The organism is Actinomyces gaoshouyii (assembly GCF_002076915.1).
In the GTDB taxonomy this organism is placed as follows: domain Bacteria; phylum Actinomycetota; class Actinomycetes; order Actinomycetales; family Actinomycetaceae; genus Actinomyces; species Actinomyces gaoshouyii.
Genome location: NZ_CP020468.1, coordinates 790,012 through 809,065 on the forward strand (window position 1 = coordinate 790,012; position 19,054 = coordinate 809,065).

Below are 19,054 nucleotides of genomic sequence, written 5' to 3' on the forward strand. Positions count from 1 at the left end.
AACAGAGGACAGCGGAGGGAGCGAGCGGGCCTCCGGGGTGGCGCCATCGCCTCCGACCGGTCCGGCGGCACCGTGCGCCGGTCTCGGTGCTGTTTTCGACCGGTCTCGGCGGGGGAGGGGTCAGCCCTCGTCAGCGGTGCGCAGGATCTCGGACAGGCGGCGGGCGGCCGCCATGACCACGGCGCCGTGCACGCGGCCCGGTTGGCGACCCATGCGCTCGATCGGCCCGGAGATCGACACGGCCGCGATCACCTTGCCGCTCGCGCCGCGCACGGGGGCCGAGACCGAGGCGACGCCCGGCTCGCGCTCGCCCACGGACTGCGCCCAGCCGCGTCGGCGCACCGCTGAGAGCATTGTGGCGTTGAAGCGCGCCCCCACCAGGCCCCGGTGCAGCCTGTCCGGCTCCTCCCAGGCCAGCAGCACCTGCGCCCCCGAGCCGCCCAGCATGGACATTGTCGCCCCGACCGGGATCGAGTCGCGCAGGCCGATCGGGCGCTCCGCGTTGGCCACGCACACGCGTACATCCCCCTGACGGCGGTAGAGCTGGGCGGACTCATGCGTCTTGTCCCGCAGGGCCGCCAGCACCGGACCGGCGGCCGTGAGCAGGTGGTCCTCGCCGGCGGCCGAGGCGAGCTCAGTCAGGCGCGGGCCGAGGATGAAGCGCCCCTGCGAGTCGCGTGAGACCAGCCTGTGGTACTCCAGGGCGACGGCGATGCGATGGGCGGTCGGCCGGGCCAGATGGGTGGAGGAGACGAGCTGGGCGAGGGTCGCCGGGCCCGCCTCCAGGGCGCTCATGACGAGGGCCGCCTTGTCGATGACGCCCACACCGCTGCTGGTCGCTGAGTCCAACGCTTCGTCCATAATCTGATACTGCCATCCCGAGGGCTGAGACCTCAAGTAATCTCGAGGATCCACGGCAACGGTGTGTCATGAAAGACAGTGGCCGGCACTGAGCGGCACTGAGTGAAGGGGTAATGCGATGGGAATGACCCTCGCCGAGAAGGTGTGGCGGGATCATGTGGTTGCGCAGGGGGCGGACGGCGCCCCGGACCTGCTCTACATCGACCTCCACCTTGTCCACGAGGTGACCAGCCCGCAGGCCTTCGAGGGGCTGCGCCTGGCCGGGCGTGCGGTGCGTCGTCCCGAGCTGACCATCGCCACAGAGGATCACAACACCCCCACCCTCGACATCGATCTGCCGATCGCCGACGTCACCAGTCGCGCCCAGATCGACACCCTGCGCGCCAACTGCGCCGAGTTCGGGGTCCGCCTCCACTCCCTGGGCGACGCCGACCAGGGCATCGTTCACGCCGTCGGCCCCCAGCTGGGTCTGACCCAGCCCGGTATGACCGTGGTCTGCGGGGACTCCCACACCTCCACCCACGGCGCCTTCGGGGCGCTGGCCTTCGGCATCGGCACCAGCCAGGTCGAGCACGTGCTCGCCACCCAGACCCTGCCGGTCGCCCCCTTCAAGACCATGAGCGTGACCATCGACGGCGACCTGCCGTCCGGCTCGGGGGCCAAGGACATCATCCTGGCCATCATCGCGAAGATCGGCACCAATGGAGCCCAGGGCCACGTCATCGAGTACCGGGGACGCGCCATCGAGCAGCTGTCGATGGAGGCCCGCATGACGATCTGCAACATGAGCATCGAGGGCGGTGCCCGCGCCGGCATGATCGCCCCCGACGAGACCACATTCGACTACCTCAAGGATCGCCCCCACGCTCCGCGGGGCGCCGACTGGGACGCCGCGCTGGAGTACTGGCGCACCCTGCGCACCGACGACGACGCCGTCTTCGACACCGAGGTCGTCCTCACCGCCGCGGACATCGAGCCCTTCGTCACCTGGGGCACCAATCCGGGGCAGGGCCTGCCGATCTCCGCGTCCGTCCCCGACCCCGCCACCATCGCCGACGAGACCGAGCGCCGCGCCGCCGAGCGCGCCCTGGAGTACATGGATCTCACCCCCGGTACTCCGCTGCGGGATATCACCGTTGACACCGTCTTCCTCGGTTCGTGCACCAACGGGCGCATCGAGGATCTGCGCGCCGCGGCCGAGGTCGTGCGCGGCCGTACCAAGGCCCCGGGCCTGCGCATGCTCGTCGTCCCCGCCTCCGCCCGCATCCGCCTCCAGGCCGAGGCCGAGGGCCTGGATCGGGTCTTCAAGGGTTTCGGCGCCGAGTGGCGCAACGCCGGATGCTCCATGTGCCTGGGCATGAACCCCGACCAGCTCACCCCCGGGGAGCGCTGCGCCTCGACGTCGAACCGCAACTTCGAGGGCCGGCAGGGCAAGGGCGGGCGCACCCACCTGGTCTCGCCCGTCGTCGCCGCTGCCACGGCCGTGCGCGGCAGGCTGTCCACTCCCGCCGACCTGGAGCCGTTGGACGGGCGGAGCGCCACGGCCGGCCGGGCCGCCTGAGAGACACCGGGACGAGACAGGGAAGCAGGATCACCATGGACAAGTTCATCCGCCACACCGGTATCGGCGCCCCACTGCGCCGCAGCGCCGTCGACACCGACCAGATCATCCCGGCGGTCTACCTCAAGCGCATCACCCGCACCGGCTTCGACGACGCCCTCTTCTCCGCCTGGCGCGCCGGCGAGCCCGACTTCATCCTCAATCGGGACGCCTACAAGCGCGCCTCCGTGCTCGTGGCCGGCCCCGACTTCGGCACCGGCTCCTCGCGCGAGCACGCCGTGTGGGCTCTCAAGGACTACGGCTTCAAGGTGGTCCTCGCCCCCCGCTTCGCCGATATCTTCCGCGGCAATGCGGGCAAGCAGGGGCTCGTAGCCGGGGTCATCAGCCCCGAGGACTGCGAGCAGCTGTGGAAGATCCTCGAGAACGAGCCCGGTACTGAGATCACTGTGGACCTCGAGGAGCGCAGCGTCACGTGCGGATCCCTGCGCACGACCTTCCAGATCGACGACTACGTGCGCTGGTGCCTCATGGAGGGCCTCGACGACATCTCGCTCACCCTCACCGAGGAGGACGCCATCAGCGCCTACGAGGCCGCGCGGCCCTCCTTCAAGCCCACCACCCTGCCCGCCCGCCACCTGCCACCTGCCCGGGTTGTTCCCGCCCGTGTTGCGCAGATGCCCACACCCTGAAGAGGTCGGCGGGGCGCCGGGCCTCGCCTATGCTTGGTTGGCCCGCCGTCCCTGCGCCGGGCGGAGCGCGGGCCCCGCCGCGCGGCACTAAGGAGGTAGGCATGGTCGACGGTCTTCTTCAGGTTGAGGGCGGCCGCCCGCTCAGCGGCGAGATCACGGTGCGCGGCGCGAAGAACCTCGTTCCCAAGGCGATGGTCGCGGCGCTGCTCGGTACGACGCCGTCGGTGCTCGGCAACGTCCCCCTCATCCGGGATGTCGAGGTGGTCTCCGGACTGCTGACCCTCCACGGCGTCCAGGTGGACTACGACCAGACCGCCGGCATCCTCCACCTCGACCCCTCCCGGGTGGAGGCGGCCCATGTGGCGGATATCGACGCCCACGCCGGCAGCTCGCGCATCCCGATCCTGTTCTGCGGGCCCCTCCTGCACCGCCTCGGCGAGGCCTTCATCCCCGACCTCGGCGGCTGCCGCATCGGGGACCGCCCGATCGACTTCCACCTCGACATCCTGCGCAGCTTCGGCGCCGTCGTCGACAAGCTCGAGGCCGGCATCCGCCTGACCGCGCCCGAAGGCCTGCGCGGCACCGTCATCGAGCTGCCCTACCCCAGCGTCGGCGCCACCGAGCAGACGCTGCTCACCGCCGTGCGCGCCGACGGGCGCACCGAGCTGCGCGGCGCCGCCGTCGAGCCCGAGATCATGGACTTGGTGGACGTCCTGCAGAAGATGGGCGCCATCATCTCCGTGGACACCGACCGCACCATCCACATCGAGGGCGTCGAGGAGCTCGCCGGTTACCGGCACACCGCCCTGCCCGACCGCATCGAGACGGCCTCCTGGGCCTCCGCCGCTCTGGCCACCGGCGGTGACGTCTTCGTCCATGGCGCCCACCAGAGCCATATGACGACCTTCCTCAACATCTTCCGGAAGGTCGGCGGCGCCTTCGAGGTGCGCGACGACGGCATCCGCTTCTACCACCCCGGCGGCGATCTGCGCTCCATCGTCGTGGAGACCAATGTCCACCCCGGTTTCATGACCGACTGGCAACAGCCGCTCGTCGTTGCCCTCACCCAGGCCGACGGCGTCTCGATCGTCCACGAGACCGTCTACGAGAACCGCTTCGGCTTCACCAAGGCCCTGTGCAAGATGGGCGCGGCCATTCAGGTCTATCGCGAGTGCCTGGGCGGGACCGCCTGCCGCTTCGGACAGCGCAACTTCTACCACTCCGCCGTCATCTCCGGGCCCACGCCCCTGCGCGGCGCGGATATCGTCGTGCCCGATCTGCGCGGCGGCTTCTCCCACCTCATCGCCGCCCTGGCCGCCCAGGGGACGAGCCGCGTGGAGGGCATCAACCTCATTGACCGCGGCTACGAGCAATTCATGAGCAAGCTGGGCTCACTGGACGCCAAGGTGACCCGCCTGGCCTGACCCCGGCGCCACGCGGGCACCGCGCCCGGCGAGGCACGCGGCCGGCCCGATCCGGCTAGAGTCGTGTCGTGCCCCAGAAGCGTCCTATGAGCCTGTTCTACCGCTTCGCCTCGCGCGGAGCGATCATCCCCTTCCTCAAGCTCGTCTCGCGCCAGCGCGTGACCGGTGTCGAGCGCTTCCCCGCCGACGGCGGCTTCATCGCCGTGGCCAACCACCTGTCCAATATCGACGCCCTCACCGCCATGCGCGCGCTCGTGGACGCCGATATCCCCGCCTACTCCCTGGCCAAGGCCAGTCTGTTCAAAATCCCCGTGGTCGGCCGGGTGCTGCGCGCCGGCGGACAGATCCCAGTTGAGCGCGGCACGGCGAGCGCCTCCGACGCCCTGCGTGAGGCCGAGAGGATCCTCGCCGCCGGCGGCGTCATCATGATCTTCCCCGAGGGCACCCTGTCCCGCGATCCCTTGAAGTGGCCGATGGTCGGTAAGACCGGTGCGGCCCGCCTGGCCATGCGCACCGGCGTGCCCGTGGTCCCCATGGCGCAGTGGGGCGGGCAGGACATCATGGACACCTGCACCGACGCCTTCCATCCCTTCCCGCCCAAGCCCGTCACGGTGCGCGTGGGCGAGCTCCTGGACCTCTCCCGCTTCGGCAGCGACACCGACGACCACGACGCCGTGCGCGCCTGCACCGCCGAGATCATGCGCGCCATCACCGCCGAGCTCGAGGTCATCCGGGGCGAGAGGGCGCCCCGCCCCTTCGACCCGCACTACGACATCGACCACGGCCCCGGGGCCTACGGCGAGCGCCTGCCCGACCCCGACCCGGCCCAGGAGGCGAGCCCCGGGGAGGCCGCCCGACCCGAGTCCGGGGCCGACGATGCCCCGGGCGGCCGCAGCGAGTCGGAGGGGGCCGGGCAGTGACCGGCCGGGGCGCATCGGCCCGCGCCGCCATCATCGGCTCGGGAGCCTGGGGCACCGCCTTCGCCTCCCTCATCGCCGAGGCCGGCGGCAGCGCCACCATCTGGGCGCGCCGGGCCGAGATCGCCGAGGAGATCAATGCCGGCGCCAACGAGCGCTACCTGCCCGGCCTGCGCCTGCCCGTCGGAGTGCGGGCGACGACGGACATGGCCGCGGCCGTCGGCGGCGCCGACACGGTCGTCGTCGCCGTGCCCTCCCAGGCCGCCCGGGGGATCGTCGCCCCACTGGCGGGGCGCCTCGAGGAGGGCGCCGCCGTCGTCTCCCTCATGAAGGGCATCGAGCTGGGCACCGGAATGCGCATGAGCGAGGTCATGGGCCAGGCCCTCCAGGTGGGGCCCGAGCGCCTCGCCGTCGTCTCCGGCCCCAACCTCGCCGACGAGATCGCCGCGCGGCAGCCCACCGCCACCGTCATCGCCGCAGCGGACGAGGATCTGGCCGCGCGCGTGGCCGCCGCCTGCGCCACCGCTGCCTTCCGCCCCTATACGAACACCGACGTGCTCGGCGTCGAGCTGTGCGGGGCGGTCAAGAACGTCATCGCGCTCGCCGTCGGTATGGCCGCCGGCCGGGGCTACGGCAACAACTCCAGGGCAACGATCATCACCCGGGGTCTGGTGGAGATCACCCGCCTGGGCCTGGCCCTGGGCGCGAGCCCCGAGACCTTCGCGGGCCTGGCCGGGATGGGCGACCTCGTGGCCACCTGCTCCTCACCACTGAGCCGCAACCAGTCCTTCGGTCGTCATCTCGGCGAGGGCATGACCGTGGACGAGGCCGCCTCGGCCTCGCGGGGCGTGGCCGAGGGCGCCAAGTCCGCGCGCGCCGTCCTCGATCTCGCCGCCCGGCACGGCGTTGATATGCCGATCACTGCGGGAGTGGTGGCCGTCGTTGAGGGGGCGGCGAGCGTTGAGGAGGTCAACGACGCGCTCCTGGCGCGCCCCCGCAAGACCGAGGGCGTCCACGGCGAGCGGATCGACTGAGGGCTCGGCCCCCGCCCCGGGAGCGGGAAGCCGAACCAGCCGGGGGTGCGCCGCTCAGGGATGCTTGACATCCACGACCAGGCGTGTGGGCGAGCTGAGCGCGAAGATCCGGTAGGACTGCGATGAGGTGCCCAGGACCAGCTGGTACTGGGCCTCGACGGTCGGGTCGTAGTGGAACGAGGCGATCGCGGGCAGGTCCAAGTCCGCGCTGAGGGTCTTCTGGGCCGACGCGATCTCCTCAGCGGTGGAGGGCATGCGCGCACCCGTTCCGAAAACACGCAGGATGTAGATGCCGGAGGGCTGGATCGGGTCGCCCTTGCCCTGCGTGCCCGCGTCGGCGACCCAGTCCGCCTGCCAGCCGGGCGTTCCCTCGCCGCTTAGGTCGACGACGATGCGGTCGTAGTCCTCATGCGTCCCCGTGCGCACGCCGGTCACCAGGAGTCTCGCTGCGTCGCCGGCCGCCTGCGCGGAGCCCGTCTCCACCCAGGGCGCGTCGGAGCCCGTCTCGGATGACTCCGAGGCGGTGACGATCGTGGTGGCGGTGGGCAGGGGCTCCCCGCTGGGGATCGGCACGGTGGCGGTGGCGCCATCCGCGGCGGCATTGGTGGACGGGACCGCGCCCGAGGCGCTGGGGGTGGAGGGCGCGGGGTCGGTGGTGGAGTCGCAGGAGGTCAGCGCCAGGGAGGACAGGGATGCGAGGGCGGAAGCGGTGAAGATGCGGCGGCTGGGCGCGGTGGTCATGGTTCCTCCTCGTGGGCAGTGGTGGGACGACAATAGCGCCTTGTGCTCCATGGCACTGCCCGGACCGCTCATTGCCCGCGCGAGGGAAACGTCTCGCGACCTCGAAGGTGTTTGATGATCGTCCGCCCGGTGGGATGAGAGGGGGCGGTGTGCAACGATGCTATCTAATGTCGGTCTCGTTGCGATAACTTCGCCGACCTCGCCTTCGACCGGCGGGTAGATTGGCAACTGGTGTTATTAGGACGCCCAATACCCTGAGGTGCTTGCTCGCCTCCCCTGTCGGCAGGGTTGCAAGATGTGGAGGAACGCTTGTGCCGTCTCAATCCCGTGACCGGATGCCGCGCCATCGCTCAGGTCGAACGATGTCGAGGGCGTCGATGACCCTGATGGTCATCGCCATGGCGTCATTGCTGTTCATGTTCCCGGTGCTCCCCGGCGCGCTGCCCCGCGCGTCGGCTGTCAATGCCTGCGCCGGCAGCGTGTCCGAGTTCTCCTGGCAGCCGGGCCCCAACATCGTCGATGTCGATGGTGTGAGCACTTATCAGAGCAGGGCCGGACAATTGGCCCGCTTCCAGTGGAAATGGACGGTCGACGCCGACGCCAAGGCCGGCGATACCATCACGATCACCCTGCCGGATCTCGTCGAGGTCTACCCCCTCCTGACCTCTTTCGACGTCGATGATGGAGCGGGGCAAAAGGTCGGCACCGTCACCTGGGGCTCCGGCAAGGGGGCCACGATCACGCTCACCCTCGGCGAGTACGTGAACACCCACGGCTCGGTATCGGGATCCGCTTATATCAATATCGTCTGGACGGAGGGAGCGGCTGTCGGCAAGCATGACCTCGTCTTCAGGGGCTGCAAGGGTGAGGGGACGCTGAAGTCCGAGCTCTTGCCCGAGCCTCCGGCCGGCACATTCTCCGTCAGCTCCAAGTACGGCCAGGTCGACTCGGCGAGGAATCAGGTCGTCTGGAGTCTCGGTCTTGGCAGCGCTACGAAGCAGAACTACTCGGACAAGCAGCCGGTGATCGAGGACCCGGGCGGTGAGGGTTATGTTCTCACCTGCGAGAACTTAGCCATAGACAATATCACGCCGCGCCCGTACGACAAGGTCGTGTACCGCAAGAACTATCTCGACAAGAAGAGGTTCAACTGTGAGAAATTCGGCGAGCGCGGCATCAGGGTAACGATCAACAAGAACGATGATGGCAACTACATCGATCGCTATGAGACGTACTTCATGACCGTCTACGGTACCCTCGACCCCAATTACAAGGACTATGCGGTGCTCTACAACACCGCGAAGGTCATGAACGGCCCCGATGCCGAGAAGGGCCCTGATTATGATGTGCCCGGCGAGGCGGAGGTCCCTGACGCGGGCGGCGTGGGCTCTGGCAAGCAGGTCAGCTTCTCCATCCAGAAGGAGGTCGAGGGGCCCGGCCCCTCGGGGATGACGTACTCCTTCGAGTACAAGTGCTTGGGGGACGGCTTCACCCCGCTGGGCGCCGTGACCGACGGTCAGACGACCTCCAGCGCTAAAACCAAGTCCTCGGCGACGTGCACGATCAGGGAGAAGGATGTCCCCAAGGGGGTGGGGGTCTCCTACGTGCTCCTGAACCCCGAGTCAGGGGCGACGCTGACCCCGGGTCAGCCGGGCGAGGTCTCCCTGACGTTCAAGGAGGACTCCCAGGCCGATGTCAAGATCAAGGCGCTCAACGCCTTCCCCGAGGAGCTCCCCTCCTTCTCCGTCAAGAAGGAGACATCCGATGGCGGTTTCATCGTCGGATCGACTCCCGGAACCCTGCGCCGCACGTACAGTGTGACGGTGACGAACACGGGCACGGGGAGAGGGGTATCGCCAGAGGTCGTTGACACCCCCTCGACGCCCCAAGGATTCTCGATCGACAGGGTCGAGGTCGACGGCGCCACGGTCGAGAACGAGCAGGCCGGGTATTATGTGACGCGAGGCGATGAGCTCGACGTCAACGCCTCCAAGACTCACGATGTGGTCATCGTGTACAGCGTTGATCCCGCGGTCATGGACTCGGATAGCCTTGAGCTCCTCCGCGAGTGCCAGACGGGCGGGGCCGCCGCCGACTCGACGAAGGGCCTCTACAACAAGGTCGCCATGGACCAGGACTCCGATGGCGATGCCAACAATGATGCCTGCACTATTGGTGAGGACCGACGGGGGCGGGTCACGTGGAAAAAGATCGACGCCGAGACCCGCCAGGCCCTGGCCGGATCAGAATGGGAGATCACCGGTGACGGAATTCCGGCCGGCACGGTCGTCAAGGACTGTGTCGCCGAGCGCGCGGAGTCGTGCGCCCCTCAAGGCGGCGATGACGCAACACTTCTCTACGACCACGATCCGGCGCCGGGGGCTTTCGATGTCCAGAATATCGTCTCGTCGGACAACTGGCGCAAGGTGAGAGAGTCCAAGGCGCCTGCGGGTTATCGGATGGATGCTCGGACGAAGAACTTCATAGTCTACTCGGACGCTCCTCATTTCAATTTCGTGAAGCCCTTCGAGAACTCCAAGTCGCCGGTGCCGATGCTCCCGCTCACCGGTGGGATGGGAGCGGACTCCTTCCTCATCGGCGGAGGACTCGTCTTCCTCCTGGGGGTCGGCTGGGAGGCGGTCCGCAGGGTCCGATCCAGGAGACGGCCCGCGTCCCTGTGAGCCTGTGACGGGAGGGAGCGGCGGGTAGCCTGGGCCCATGTCTGAGACCCTGCAATCCGCCGCTCCCTCCGCCGCACAACCCGCCGTCGACGCCTCCGAGGGTCCTGCCTCCGGCACTCGCCCCGCGTCCGGCAGGCGCCCGCGTATCGCCGTCGTCTTCGGGGGGCGCAGCGGGGAGCACACGATCTCCTGCGCCACCGCCGCTGGGGTCCTCTCCGCGATCGACCGGGAGCGCTACGAGGTCGTGCCCATCGGGATCACCATGGAGGGGCAGTGGGTCCTCGTCGACGATGACCCCGCCGCGCTGGAACTCCGGGACGGCGCCCCGCCCGTGCGCGTCACCGCCGAGGGCATGGGGCGCGGCGAGCTCGCCATGCGCCTGGGCGGGGGAGCGCCGGTGGCCCTGACCCAGGCGGGCCCGCGCGTCCTGGAGGCGATCGACCTCGTCCTGCCCCTCCTGCACGGCCCCTACGGCGAGGACGGCACCATCCAGGGAATGCTCGAGATGCTGGGCCTTCCCTATGCGGGCTGCGGCGTCCTGGCCTCCGCGGCGGGCATGGACAAGCAGGTCACCAAGGTCCTCCTCGCCGATGCCGGCATCGCCACCGCGCCGCACGTCGTCGTCGTCCCGCACGCCTGGAAGCGCGACCCCGAGGCGATCCTCGCCGCCTGCCAGGAGCTCTCCTATCCGCTCTTCGTCAAGCCCGCCCGCGCGGGCTCGTCCCTGGGCATCACCCGCGTGGAGTCGCCCGAGCGCCTGCGCACCGCCATCGAGGCCGCCCGCGAGGTGGACCCCAAGGTGCTTGTGGAGTCCGGGATCGAGGGCCGCGAGATCGAGGTCGCCATCCTGGGCGGCCGCGACGACGACGCCCCGCGCGTGGCCGAGCCCGGTGAGATCGCCATGGACGCCGCCCGCGGCGCCGGCGAGTTCTACGATTACGAGACCAAGTACTTGGCGCACGACGCCGTCGCCATGGTCTGCCCGGCGCCCATCACCGCCCAGGAGCGCGAACTGCTCATGGATACCGCCGCCCGCGCCTTCGAGGCCATCGGCGCCGAGGGCCTGACGCGCGTGGACTTCTTCCTGACCCCCGACGGGCGGGCGATCGTCAACGAAGTCAACACGATGCCCGGCTTCACGCCCTTCTCCATGTACCCCTACATGTGGCGCAAGAGCGGCATGACCTACCCCGAGCTCGTCACCGAGCTCATCGAGCTGGCCCTGGCCCGTCCCGCAGATGTCAACCGCTGAGGGGCCGGGCGCGCGGGCCCCCGGCCTCCATGGGCGGGATCATGCTGTCCTGACCGTCGCGGACCTCGGCGAGGAGGGCCTGCTGGCCCGCTTCGCCCCGTTACTGCCCCGCGCGGCGGGCGAGGTCGTCGGCACGGGCGACGACTGCGCCGTCCTCGCCGCGCCGGACGGCCGCTACGCCGTGAGCACCGACGTGCTCGTCGAGGGTCTGCACTTCCGGACGGATTGGTCCACTCCGGAGCAGGTGGGCAGGCGCGCCGCCGCTCAGAACCTCGCCGACGCCGCCGCCATGGGAGCCCTGCCCACCGCGCTGACCGTGGGGCTCGCGATACCCGGGACGACGCCGGTCGCCTGGGTGGAGGGCATGGTCGCCGGCATGGGCGAGGCCTGCCGCGAGTGCGGGGCGGGTGTGGTCGGCGGTGATCTCGTGGGCGGCCGTGCCATCGTCATCTCCGTGACCGTCCTGGGCGATCTCCAGGGGCGCGCCCCCGTGCTCCGCTCCGGGGCGAGGCCCGGGGACGCGATCGTCCACGTGGGCGCCCCGGGGCGCAGTGCCGCAGGACTGGCCCTGCTCAGCGCTGGGATCGGGGACGGGGACGCCCCGGGTCCGCAGCGGCGGGGCCAGAAGCCGGCGCCCGCGGGATCGCCCCGCGCCCTCGACGTCGCCGCTACCCGCGCTGAAGCACGAGCCTGCCTGGAGGCCTTCCGCGCACCCCGCCCGCCCCTGGAGGCCGGCCCCGTCATGGCGCGGTCCGGTGCGAGCGCGATGATGGACGTCTCGGACTCCCTGCTGCGCGACGGCGACCGGATCGCCCGCGCGAGCGGCGTCATCCTCGATATCGACGAGCCCGGTCGGGGAAGGGGCGCGCTCGCGAGCGCGATGGCCTCGCTCGTGCCGGTGGCCCGCCTGCTCGCCGACGACGAGGCCGCCGCCGCGGCGATCGCCCGCACGTGGGTGCTCACCGGGGGAGAGGACCACGGGATGCTGGCAACGGTGCCCGCGGAGATCCTGGGCGCGCCCGCAGGCGGCACTGACGGGCTCCCGGACGGGGCGCGGGTCATCGGGCACGTGCGCGCGGCGGGCGACGGCGAGTCGCCGGGCGTGCGCGTGGGAGGACGCGTCCCCGAGACCGGCCTCGGCTGGGACCACTTCGGCGGGTGAGCAGCTCCCTGGCGTCCGGGGCGCGCGGGCGCGCGTCTGCGAACCCCAGGTGCGTCGTCAATCACGGAGCGCGCTCCAGGCGCGCTGGCGATGCCGTGAGCCCGCTCATGACGAAGGCCGCCGCCCCATAGGGCGACGGCCTCGACGTTGGTCCTCGGCGGGCGGACGCGCACTCAGACGTTGCGCGTGACCTTGCCGGCCTTGAGGCAGGACGTGCACACGTTGAGGCGCTTGGGGGCGCCCTTGACGAGCGCGCGCACACGCTGGATGTTCGGGTTCCACCGGCGGTTGGTCCGCACGTGGGAGTGCGAGACGCTCTTGCCGAAGATGGGGCCCTTGCCGCAGACGTCGCACACAGCAGCCACGGATCTCTCCTGATCTTCCTTGCTTCAACGCTGGGGCCTCCTCGGCCCCGCGCCAGGTCTTACCGCCCGAGGCCGCGCCTCAGGCAACCAGGACACAATAGCGGAACCCCGTGCCGGGCCCCAACCAGCGCCGGCGTGGGCTCAGGCACACGACGACGGTACCCTGTCCCCAGGCCTGCCGCCGCCGATCGGTCGCGCGCAGCATGATGAGCAACTGGGGAGGATGCCGCCATGGGACCACGCGCGATCAGCGACCCCGGCCCCGTCCCCCGCCTGGACGCTGCGGCCCTGCGCCGCTGGCTTGCCCTGGCAGCCTCCGTCGCCGAGCGCTCCCGGAACCTGGTGGACTCCCTCAACGTCTTCCCCATCCCTGACGCCGACACCGGAACCAACGTCCTGCTCACCCTGCGCTCCGCCCTCGACGCCGTCGGGCTCCTGCCCCCTGGTGCCGATGCCGTCCAGACCAGTCGGGCCATCGCCGATGGCGCCATCCGCGGCGCGCGCGGCAACTCCGGGCTCCTCGTGTCCCAGGCCCTCGCCGCGCTGGCCGAGACTTGCGCGAGCGCCCCCGATCCCGCCGGGCTGCGCCCCGTCGAGCTCGTCCACGCCCTGGACCGGATGGCCGCCAGCACCTGGGCGGCCGTCTCCCGGCCCGTCACCGGCACGCTGCTCACCGTGGCCGCCGACGCCGCCTCGGCCGCCCGCGACGCCCTCGCCGCCGGCCCCGAGCGGCCCGCCACCCCTGTCCTCATCGCCACTGCTGCCGCCCTCGGTGCCCAGGAGAGCGTCGTCGAGACAGGGGGGCTCGGGCACGGTCCCGTCGACGCCGGCGGCGCAGCCCTCATGCTGCTTCTCACCAGCCTCGCCGACACTCTCGACACTGCCGCCCTCCCCGCCCCGGGCCCCGTCCCCAGCCCCGCCACCGACGTGTCCCTCCAGATGCTCACCGATCTCGCCGCCGGCGCCCCCCATCAGGGCGCGGGCGCGCAGGCCGAGGGCGTGTCCACCGGCGAGTTCGAGGTCATGTACCTCCTGGAGGCCACCAGCGCCCAGGCCTCCCGCCTGCGGACCGCTCTGGAGCGCATCGGCGACTCCGTGGGCGTCGTCGGCACCCCAGACGCCCTCGGGGTGGGCCTCTTCCAAGTCCACGTCCACACCGACACCCCCCGCGCCGCCCTGCCCCGGGTCGGCCGTGCCCGCCAGATCTGCGTCCACCATCTCGCACCCACCCCGCTCATCGCCGAGGCCGACGAGCCCCCCGCCCCCTGGCTGGAGGTCGGAGGAGGCGACGGCCGCGTCGTCTCCTTCGAGCGGCTCGCCGCCCGACGGAGCGCCGGTGGACCGGTCCCGCGCCCCTTCCACCCGCGCCCCGCCTCGCGCGTCGGCGTCATCGCCTGCACCCGCGCCCCCGGCCTCATCGAGCAGCTCGCCCGCGCCGGTGCCGCTGTCGTCCTCGATCCCAGGCGCGAGGGCATCACCCGCGCCGCCGGGGACCTCGGCGCCGACGAGGTCATCGTTCTGCCCTGCGACGACGATGCCACCACCGCCGCTCACGAGGCCGCTCGGGCCCTGGCGGCCCGCGCCGCCAGCGCGGCCCTCGGCGGGGGAGAGGGAACCCACCTGACCATTGGCGATACCGACGACGAGGCCCAGGTCCTCGCCGCCACCGTCGCCCTGGCCGGCCAGGGCGAGCGCGAGGGCGCCCAGATCGGCGATCTCGCCCGCCGTGCCTGGCGCGCCGCCGCCCACGTGCGCACCACCGCGCTGAACGGGGCCGCCGCCGAACCCGACGCCGTCGCCCGCGCCGTCGCCGCCTCCCTGCGCGCTGACGACGAGATCCTTACCGTCATCCTGGGCCGCTCCGCCCTCCCCGACGTCGGCTTCATGGCCCGCGAGGCGGCCGAGCGCCCCACCGGTACCGTCGCCGACCCCTACGGTGGGGAGGACGACGGCGGTGCCGGCGCCGCGGACAGCGCAGACGCCGTCGAGGTCATCGTCCTCGCCGGCGACCAGCCGACCCCCGACGTGCTCCTCGCCTTCGAATGATGCGGTGAGGAAGTGCCCATGAGCCCGAGCCCGCCCCACGGTCCAGCCGCCGGTGCCCCCGGCGCCGCGAGCCGTCCGCCCGGCTCCGTCCCCTTCCTGCTCCGCCCGCTGGACAAGGTCCTGGGCAGGCGCACCGCCGACCAGCTCGCCAAGCAAGGCGCCGCCACCGTGGCCGGGCTCCTGCGCCTCCTGCCGCGCCGCTACGACACCTGGGGCGAGCTCACCGACCTCGCCACCCTCGCCGAGGGGGAGCAGGCCACCCTCCAGGCCGAGGTGGTCCGCTCGGCGGCCCGCCGCACACGCTCCGGTCGGCCGCCCGCCATCCTCGAGGCCACCGTCACCGACGGTTCCGGCCTCATGGATGTCGTCCTCTTCGGCGCCGCCGGTCTCATGAGCGCCTACGCAGCCCAACTCGTCCCCGGCTCCACCGTCCTGCTCAGCGGCAGGGTCGGCATTCGACAGGGCCGCCGCCAGCTCGCCGGTCCCCGCTTCCAGGTCCTCACCGACCTCGACGACGCCGAGCGAGAGGCCCTCCTGGCCCGCCCCGTCCCCATCTACCCGGCCACTGACGCCCTGCCCTCCTGGCGGGTCGCCAAGGCCGTGCGCACCGTCCTCGACCAGCTCGGCCCCGAGGACGTCCCCGACCCCATCCCCGCCGACCTGCGCGACTCCGAGGGCCTCATCGACGCCCTCACCGCCTACCGGTGGGTCCACATGCCGGAAGGCCCCTCCCAGTGGAAGGCCGCCAGGGCTCGCCTGCGCCATGAGGAGGCTCTCGTCACTCAGACCGCGCTGGCCCAGCGGCGAGCCAAGCACGCCGCCACCCGCACCGCAGTCGCCTGGCCCGAACCGGAGGCCGACGGGAGCCTGCGGGCCGCCCTCGACGACTCCCTGCCCTTCTGCCTCACCGAGGGCCAGAGGCGCGTCGGCGACGAGCTCGCCGCCGCCCTGGCCTCCGCCACCCCCATGCAGCGCCTCCTCCAGGGCGACGTCGGCTCCGGCAAGACCCTCGTCGCCCTGCGCGCCATGGCCCAGGTGGTCGGCGGCGGGGGGCAGGCCGCCCTCCTCGCCCCCACCGAGGTCCTGGCCGCCCAGCACCGCGACTCCCTCGCCGCGCTGCTCGGCCCCCTGGCCGGAGCCGGCACCCTTGAGTCCTCCCTGCTCACCGCGCCCGGTCAGGCGCCCGTCCCCACCACAGCGCTCCACCTGCTCACCGGTTCCACCCCCGCACCCGAGCGGCGCCGCATCCTCGCCGCGCTGGCCGGAGGGGAGCCCGGCATCATCGTGGGCACCCACGCCCTGCTCTCCGAGACCGTCCGGATGCCCTTCCTCGGGCTCGTCGTCGTCGACGAGCAGCACCGCTTCGGCGTCGCCCAGCGCGACGCCCTGCGCGAGCGCCCCGGCATCACCGACCCCGCCACCGGCCAGGTCCGCACTCCCCACCTCCTCGTCATGACTGCCACCCCCATCCCGCGCACCATCGCCATGACCGTTTTCGGGGACCTCGCCACGAGCATCCTGGACGAGCTGCCCGCCGGGCGCAGCCCCGTGGAGACCTTCCTCGTGCCCTGGGACCGCCAGACCTGGGTGGAGGGGCTGTGGTGCCGCGCCGCCTCCGAGATCGCCGGCGGCGGGCGGGTCTACGTGGTCTGCCCGCGCATCGATGCCGGCGATGACGCCATGACGGTGGAGGAGGCCCCGGAGCCCCTCGCTGCCGGGGTGGGCCTGCTCGACGGCCTCGCCGGGGGAGCGGGGGATGGCTCCCCCGCCCGGGCGCTCGCCGCCGTCGAGGACTGGGCCGAGCGCCTCGCCTCCGAGCCCGCCCTGGGCGGGGCCGGGGTCGCCGCCCTCACCGGTCGCATGACCTCGGCGGAGAAGGATGCCGCCATGCGCTCCTTCGCCTCGGGGGCCGCGCCCGTGCTGGTGGCCACCACTGTCATCGAGGTCGGGGTCGATATCCCCGAGGCCACCATGATGGTCATCCTCGACGCCGACCGCTTCGGCCTGTCCCAGCTTCACCAGCTGCGCGGGCGCGTGGGCCGGGGCGGCAGGCCCTCGGTGTGCATGGCCGTCACCGGGGCCGAGGTCGGCTCGCCCGCCTACCACCGGCTGCGCGCCTTCGCCTCCACCCTCGACGGTTTCGCGCTGGCCGAGGCCGACCTCGATCTGCGCAGTGAGGGCAATGTCCTGGGCGCCGCCCAATCCGGGCGCCGCAGTGATCTCGACCTGCTGCGGGTGCGCCGCGACGCCGCCCTCATCGAGCGCGCCCGCGCCCAGGCCGAGGCCATCATCGCCGCCGATCCATTGTTGAGCGAGCACCGCGCGCTCGCGGCCGCCATCGCCGACCGCCTCGACGACGAGGCCCAGGCCTACCTCGAGCGCTCCTGAGCATGGACAAGATCATCATCTTGCATCAAAATTGATGTTAGGAGGGATGATGCGCACCACGATCACACTTGACGACGATCTTCTGGAACGAGCCACTGAGCTGACGGGTATCACCGAGAGAGCTGCTCTTGTGAGGGAGGCGGTCAGCACCCTCATCAGAGTCGAGAGCTCGCGGCGCCTGATCGCCCTCGGGGGCACCGATCTCACCGCCGAGGCGGCCCCGAGGCATCGGGACTTGCGAGTCCAGCGGGATCGCTGACCAGAACCCGCCATGATCCTCGTCGACACCAACGTGTGGATCGACCACTTGCACGCCAGTGAGACTCGCCTCGTCGGCCTCCTCGAAAGCGCTCTGGTCGCCACCCATGAAGCGGTGCTCACCGAACTGGCGCTCGGATCGCTCAAGAACCGGCAGGACGTCCTCGACTCCCTGGCGTCCCTACGACGAGTGCCCCGTATCTCTGATGGGGAGGTTCGCTGGTTCGTTGAACGCCGTTGCCTGTGGGGAAGAGGCCTATCAGCAGTTGATGCGCACCTGCTCGCATCCGCCGTCGCCGTGCCTGGCACGCTGTTGTGGACCAGGGACAGGCGTCTTGCGGTCGCCGCCGACGAACTCGGGGTCGGCTATCAATGATCGGTAGATGCATTGACCACTGAGCGGAGTGTCAAGGTGAGTCGTCAGTAGTTGTCGGCGCCGGAGGGCTCGGCGAACCAGACGGTCGTCTCCCCGTACTTCTTCAAGGCGAAGCGGCGCAGGCCCACGGGCCAGTCCGGCTCGCTCGAGCGCGTGGCCCGCTCGACGACGACCACCGAGCCCTCGGCCAGCCACGGGTCCTCCGCGCGCGCCAGCGGGGCGAGGATTGCGCCGAGGCCCGCCGCGCTCATGCCATAGGGCGGGTCGATGAGCACCAGGTCCACTGGCGCTGCCGCGACGCCGGCCAGGTACCCCGCAGCGCTCGCCCTGACCGCCCGCACGCCCGCCAACCCCAGTGAGCGCGCGTTGCGCCAGCACACGGTCACCGCGTCCTTCGCGGAATCCACGAGCGCCACCTCGATGGCACCCCGGCTCGCCGCCTCCAGCCCCAGGGCCCCCGAGCCCGCGCACAGGTCCAGCACGCGAGCGCCATCGACCACCCCCAGGTGCTCCAGGCGGGAGAACAGGGCCTCGCGCACGCGCTCGGAGGTGGGGCGCGTCCCCGACACCGGTACCTCGAGCCGCCGGCCACCGGCACTGCCCGCCACGATCCTCGTCATGGGCCGGAGCCTACGCGACCCCGAGCCCAGGGGCCTCCCGGCCCCCTCCGGCGCGCGTCCCGCACGCGCGCCGCCCCCGCCGCTAGCGTGGAACCATGCCCATGCCGTCCGAGATCGCCCCACCGTCCCCGCCGGCGGCGCCCCCCGCGAGCGCCCTGGCGGTCTACCCGGGCAGCTTCGACCCGATCACCCTGGGCCACATGGATATCATCCGCCGTGCGGCCGCCCTCTTCGGCGAGGTCATCCTCGGCATCGCCCACAACGCCGCCAAGGCCGGGCGCCACCTGCTCGACATCGACACCCGCGTGCGACTTGCCCGCGACGCCGTCGAGGGCATCGAGGGCGCGCGTGTCGAGATCATCCCCGGGCTGCTCGCCGACTTCTGCCGGGAGCGCGGGGCCAGGGTCATCGTCAAGGGCCTGCGCAACGGCGCCGATCTCGACGCCGAGGCTCCCATGGCACTGGCCAACCGGGAGCTCGGCGGACCCGAGACAGTCCTGCTCATCGCCTCCCCGGCCCACGTCCACGTCTCCTCCCGCCTGGTCAAGGACATCGCCTCCCACGGCGGCGACATCGCCCCCTACGTCCCTCCCGCCGTCGCCACCGCGCTCTCCCAGCGCCTGGCCCCCACTCTCGGGCCCTCAGACCACTCCACCCGCCGCATCCTGAAGGACTAGCC

Annotated in this window: 17 protein-coding genes; 13 read left to right on the top strand and 4 right to left on the bottom strand. The window is 71.5% G+C overall.

Going from position 1 to position 19,054, the window contains the following annotated elements; genetic code table 11:
* Positions 1-120 precede the first annotated feature (120 nt).
* Complete coding sequence (locus B6G06_RS03180; protein WP_080463111.1) at positions 121-861, bottom strand: IclR family transcriptional regulator; 741 nt, start codon at positions 859-861, stop codon at positions 121-123.
* Positions 862-979: 118 nt separating this feature from the next.
* Between B6G06_RS03180 and leuC the strand changes: the two genes are divergently transcribed.
* The 5 genes from leuC (at position 980) to B6G06_RS03205 (ending at position 6,486) form a co-directional block, all read left to right on the top strand.
* A complete protein-coding gene (gene leuC / locus B6G06_RS03185; protein WP_080463110.1) occupies positions 980-2,422 on the top strand; it encodes a 3-isopropylmalate dehydratase large subunit in 1,443 nt (480 codons plus the stop codon).
* 35 nt (positions 2,423-2,457) lie between these two features.
* Positions 2,458-3,111, top strand: a complete 654-nt coding sequence (gene leuD / locus B6G06_RS03190) for a 3-isopropylmalate dehydratase small subunit (RefSeq protein WP_081170944.1) — start codon at positions 2,458-2,460, stop codon at positions 3,109-3,111.
* 101 nt (positions 3,112-3,212) lie between these two features.
* The gene (gene murA, locus B6G06_RS03195) at positions 3,213-4,535 is read left to right on the top strand and encodes a UDP-N-acetylglucosamine 1-carboxyvinyltransferase (RefSeq protein ID WP_080463107.1); all 1,323 of its coding nucleotides are present in this window, start codon (positions 3,213-3,215) and stop codon (positions 4,533-4,535) included.
* An 86-nt stretch (positions 4,536-4,621) separates the two neighbouring features.
* Positions 4,622-5,455 carry a lysophospholipid acyltransferase family protein gene (locus B6G06_RS03200; protein WP_081170946.1) on the top strand — a complete coding sequence of 278 codons (834 nt, stop codon included), beginning with the start codon at positions 4,622-4,624 and terminating at the stop codon, positions 5,453-5,455.
* Positions 5,452-6,486, top strand: a complete 1,035-nt coding sequence (locus tag B6G06_RS03205) for an NAD(P)H-dependent glycerol-3-phosphate dehydrogenase (protein WP_080463105.1) — start codon at positions 5,452-5,454, stop codon at positions 6,484-6,486. The genes B6G06_RS03200 and B6G06_RS03205 overlap by 4 nt, the downstream gene beginning before the upstream one ends.
* A gap of 54 nt (positions 6,487-6,540) precedes the next feature.
* On the opposite strand, the gene B6G06_RS03210 is transcribed toward B6G06_RS03205, so the two are convergent.
* Positions 6,541-7,227, bottom strand: coding sequence for an AMIN-like domain-containing (lipo)protein (locus tag B6G06_RS03210; protein WP_081170949.1), 687 nt, complete (start codon positions 7,225-7,227; stop codon positions 6,541-6,543).
* Between the two features lie 377 nt (positions 7,228-7,604).
* On the opposite strand from B6G06_RS03210, the gene B6G06_RS03215 reads away from it, so the two are divergent.
* From B6G06_RS03215 to thiL, 3 genes are read left to right on the top strand one after another with little or no spacing between them, the layout of a single operon-like run.
* Positions 7,605-9,908 (top strand): Ig-like domain-containing protein, encoded by a 2,304-nt coding sequence (locus tag B6G06_RS03215; protein WP_081170951.1) that lies wholly within the window; start codon positions 7,605-7,607, stop codon positions 9,906-9,908.
* Between the two features lie 37 nt (positions 9,909-9,945).
* On the top strand, positions 9,946-11,160 hold the full coding sequence (locus B6G06_RS03220) for a D-alanine--D-alanine ligase family protein (RefSeq protein ID WP_081170953.1): 1,215 nt from the start codon (positions 9,946-9,948) through the stop codon (positions 11,158-11,160).
* Positions 11,147-12,322, top strand: a complete 1,176-nt coding sequence (gene thiL / locus B6G06_RS03225) for a thiamine-phosphate kinase (protein ID WP_081170955.1) — start codon at positions 11,147-11,149, stop codon at positions 12,320-12,322. The genes B6G06_RS03220 and thiL overlap by 14 nt, the downstream gene beginning before the upstream one ends.
* A gap of 173 nt (positions 12,323-12,495) precedes the next feature.
* Here thiL and rpmB read toward each other — a convergent pair whose 3' ends face one another.
* Positions 12,496-12,687 (bottom strand): 50S ribosomal protein L28, encoded by a 192-nt coding sequence (gene rpmB, locus B6G06_RS03230; RefSeq protein ID WP_017178316.1) that lies wholly within the window; start codon positions 12,685-12,687, stop codon positions 12,496-12,498.
* Between the two features lie 231 nt (positions 12,688-12,918).
* Between rpmB and B6G06_RS03235 the strand changes: the two genes are divergently transcribed.
* From B6G06_RS03235 to B6G06_RS03250, 4 genes are read left to right on the top strand one after another with little or no spacing between them, the layout of a single operon-like run.
* Positions 12,919-14,733, top strand: a complete 1,815-nt coding sequence (locus B6G06_RS03235) for a DAK2 domain-containing protein (protein ID WP_081170957.1) — start codon at positions 12,919-12,921, stop codon at positions 14,731-14,733.
* An 18-nt stretch (positions 14,734-14,751) separates the two neighbouring features.
* Positions 14,752-17,121 carry an ATP-dependent DNA helicase RecG gene (locus tag B6G06_RS03240; RefSeq protein WP_420807196.1) on the top strand — a complete coding sequence of 790 codons (2,370 nt, stop codon included), beginning with the start codon at positions 14,752-14,754 and terminating at the stop codon, positions 17,119-17,121.
* 49 nt (positions 17,122-17,170) lie between these two features.
* The gene (locus tag B6G06_RS03245) at positions 17,171-17,380 is read left to right on the top strand and encodes a type II toxin-antitoxin system VapB family antitoxin (RefSeq protein WP_080463099.1); all 210 of its coding nucleotides are present in this window, start codon (positions 17,171-17,173) and stop codon (positions 17,378-17,380) included.
* 12 nt (positions 17,381-17,392) lie between these two features.
* Positions 17,393-17,755: a type II toxin-antitoxin system VapC family toxin gene (locus B6G06_RS03250; protein WP_080463098.1), complete on the top strand. Its 363-nt coding sequence runs from the start codon at positions 17,393-17,395 to the stop codon at positions 17,753-17,755.
* Between the two features lie 44 nt (positions 17,756-17,799).
* Here B6G06_RS03250 and rsmD read toward each other — a convergent pair whose 3' ends face one another.
* Positions 17,800-18,375: a 16S rRNA (guanine(966)-N(2))-methyltransferase RsmD gene (rsmD, locus tag B6G06_RS03255; RefSeq protein WP_080463097.1), complete on the bottom strand. Its 576-nt coding sequence runs from the start codon at positions 18,373-18,375 to the stop codon at positions 17,800-17,802.
* A 95-nt stretch (positions 18,376-18,470) separates the two neighbouring features.
* On the opposite strand from rsmD, the gene coaD reads away from it, so the two are divergent.
* Complete coding sequence (gene coaD / locus B6G06_RS03260; RefSeq protein ID WP_229657970.1) at positions 18,471-19,052, top strand: pantetheine-phosphate adenylyltransferase; 582 nt, start codon at positions 18,471-18,473, stop codon at positions 19,050-19,052.
* The last annotated feature ends 2 nt before the right edge of the window (positions 19,053-19,054 follow it).

Bases quoted from the DNA above. Each gene is read 5' to 3' on its own strand.
- B6G06_RS03180 (WP_080463111.1), bottom strand. From the start codon at position 861: ATGGACGAAGCGTTGGACTCAGCGACCAGCAGCGGTGTGGGCGTCATC.
- leuC (WP_080463110.1), top strand. From the start codon at position 980: ATGGGAATGACCCTCGCCGAGAAGGTGTGGCGGGATCATGTGGTTGCG.
- leuD (WP_081170944.1), top strand. From the start codon at position 2,458: ATGGACAAGTTCATCCGCCACACCGGTATCGGCGCCCCACTGCGCCGC.
- murA (WP_080463107.1), top strand. From the start codon at position 3,213: ATGGTCGACGGTCTTCTTCAGGTTGAGGGCGGCCGCCCGCTCAGCGGC.
- B6G06_RS03200 (WP_081170946.1), top strand. From the start codon at position 4,622: ATGAGCCTGTTCTACCGCTTCGCCTCGCGCGGAGCGATCATCCCCTTC.
- B6G06_RS03210 (WP_081170949.1), bottom strand. From the start codon at position 7,227: ATGACCACCGCGCCCAGCCGCCGCATCTTCACCGCTTCCGCCCTCGCA.
- B6G06_RS03215 (WP_081170951.1), top strand. From the start codon at position 7,605: ATGACCCTGATGGTCATCGCCATGGCGTCATTGCTGTTCATGTTCCCG.
- B6G06_RS03220 (WP_081170953.1), top strand. From the start codon at position 9,946: ATGTCTGAGACCCTGCAATCCGCCGCTCCCTCCGCCGCACAACCCGCC.
- thiL (WP_081170955.1), top strand. From the start codon at position 11,147: ATGTCAACCGCTGAGGGGCCGGGCGCGCGGGCCCCCGGCCTCCATGGG.
- B6G06_RS03235 (WP_081170957.1), top strand. From the start codon at position 12,919: ATGGGACCACGCGCGATCAGCGACCCCGGCCCCGTCCCCCGCCTGGAC.
- B6G06_RS03240 (WP_420807196.1), top strand. From the start codon at position 14,752: ATGAGCCCGAGCCCGCCCCACGGTCCAGCCGCCGGTGCCCCCGGCGCC.
- B6G06_RS03245 (WP_080463099.1), top strand. From the start codon at position 17,171: ATGCGCACCACGATCACACTTGACGACGATCTTCTGGAACGAGCCACT.
- B6G06_RS03250 (WP_080463098.1), top strand. From the start codon at position 17,393: ATGATCCTCGTCGACACCAACGTGTGGATCGACCACTTGCACGCCAGT.
- rsmD (WP_080463097.1), bottom strand. From the start codon at position 18,375: ATGACGAGGATCGTGGCGGGCAGTGCCGGTGGCCGGCGGCTCGAGGTA.
- coaD (WP_229657970.1), top strand. From the start codon at position 18,471: ATGCCCATGCCGTCCGAGATCGCCCCACCGTCCCCGCCGGCGGCGCCC.